The sequence below is a fragment of the Dyadobacter sp. CY326 genome, assembly GCF_021390515.1.
Classification (GTDB): domain Bacteria; phylum Bacteroidota; class Bacteroidia; order Cytophagales; family Spirosomataceae; genus Dyadobacter.
On sequence record NZ_JAJUXI010000019.1, the window covers coordinates 1 to 1,458 of the forward strand.

Here is a 1,458-nt window from a genome sequence, read left to right on the forward strand (position 1 = left end):
AGACACTGTTAGGGTAAAATCGGCGACTGGGGCTAAGTCGTAACAAGGTAGCCGTACCGGAAGGTGCGGCTGGAACACCTCCTTTCTGGAGACGAGAGACTCTGCTTTTGGTTTATCTTTATCATATATAAGGGCTTGTAGCTCAGGTGGTTAGAGCGCGACACTGATAATGTCGAGGTCCGTGGTTCGAGTCCACGCAGGCCCACGGAAAACAAGTTATCAGGATAACGTTCTTGATAATTTTTATTGAAAAATTTGGGGGATTAGCTCAGCTGGCTAGAGCACCTGCCTTGCACGCAGGGGGTCAACGGTTCGAATCCGTTATTCTCCACATGGCGCAAATGCGCGCCACGAGTTCATTGACATATTGAGAAGTAGAAGAGAGAAAGAAGAGTTAAGATCGCGCAAGCGAATTAAGGGCGCATGGGGGATACCTAGGCTCTCAGAGGCGATGAAGGACGTGATAAGCTGCGAAAAGCTACGGGGACAGGCACATACTGGTTGATCCGTAGATATCCGAATGGGGCAACCCAGTACCATGAAGTGGTATTACCCTACGGGGGGCAAACGCGGGGAACTGAAACATCTAAGTACCCGCAGGAGAAGAAAACAATAGTGATTCCGCAAGTAGTGGCGAGCGAACGCGGACAAGCCCAAACCAGCCTGGTTACGGCCAGACTGGGGTTGTAGGACTCACCTAGTGTTTAACAATTGAACTGGAATGGCATGGGAAGGCCAATCGAAGAGGGTGAGAATCCCGTACAGGTAAGAGCGTTAAATGAGTGAGTATCCTGAGTAAGTGGGGACCGGAGAAATCCCCTCTGAATCCGGCGGCACCATCCGCCAAGGCTAAATACTCCTGAGAGACCGATAGTGAACTAGTACCGTGAGGGAAAGGTGAAAAGTACCGCGAGCAGCGGGGTGAAATAGAACTTGAAACCATGCGCTTACAAGCGGACGGAGCCTACGGGTGACGTCGTGCCTTTTGCATAATGAGCCTACGAGTTACGGTCACTGGCAAGGTTAATGTATTAAAGTACAGGAGCCGAAGCGAAAGCGAGTCTGAAATGGGCGATTAGTCAGTGGCTGTAGACGCGAAACTTGGTGATCTACCCTTGGTCAGGTTGAAGCGCTGGTAACACATCGTGGAGGACCGAACCGGTAAACGTTGAAAAGTTTTCGGATGAACTGAGGGTAGGGGTGAAAGGCCAATCAAACTGAGAAATAGCTCGTACTCCCCGAAATGTTTTTAGGAACAGCGTCGTGGTTGAGTCATGTTCAGGTAGAGCTACTGATAGGACTAGGGGGAGTCAAATCCTACCAAATTCTGACAAACTCCGAATGGGGCATGATATACACGGCAGTGAGGGCTGGGGTGCTAAGGTCCCAGTCCGAGAGGGGAACAACCCAGAGCATCAGCTAAGGTCCCAAAATATATGCTAAGTTGAACTAAGGGGG

2 tRNA genes and 2 rRNA genes are annotated in these 1,458 nt (G+C 50.3%); all 4 read left to right on the plus strand.

What is annotated here, in order from left to right:
* Positions 1 to 85 (plus strand): 16S ribosomal RNA (locus LZG73_RS25420); the annotation flags it as partial.
* Positions 86 to 131: 46 nt separating this feature from the next.
* Positions 132 to 205, plus strand: a tRNA-Ile gene (locus LZG73_RS25425).
* 52 nt (positions 206 to 257) lie between these two features.
* Positions 258 to 331, plus strand: a tRNA-Ala gene (locus tag LZG73_RS25430).
* Between the two features lie 71 nt (positions 332 to 402).
* Positions 403 to 1,458, plus strand: a 23S ribosomal RNA gene (locus LZG73_RS25435); the annotation flags it as partial.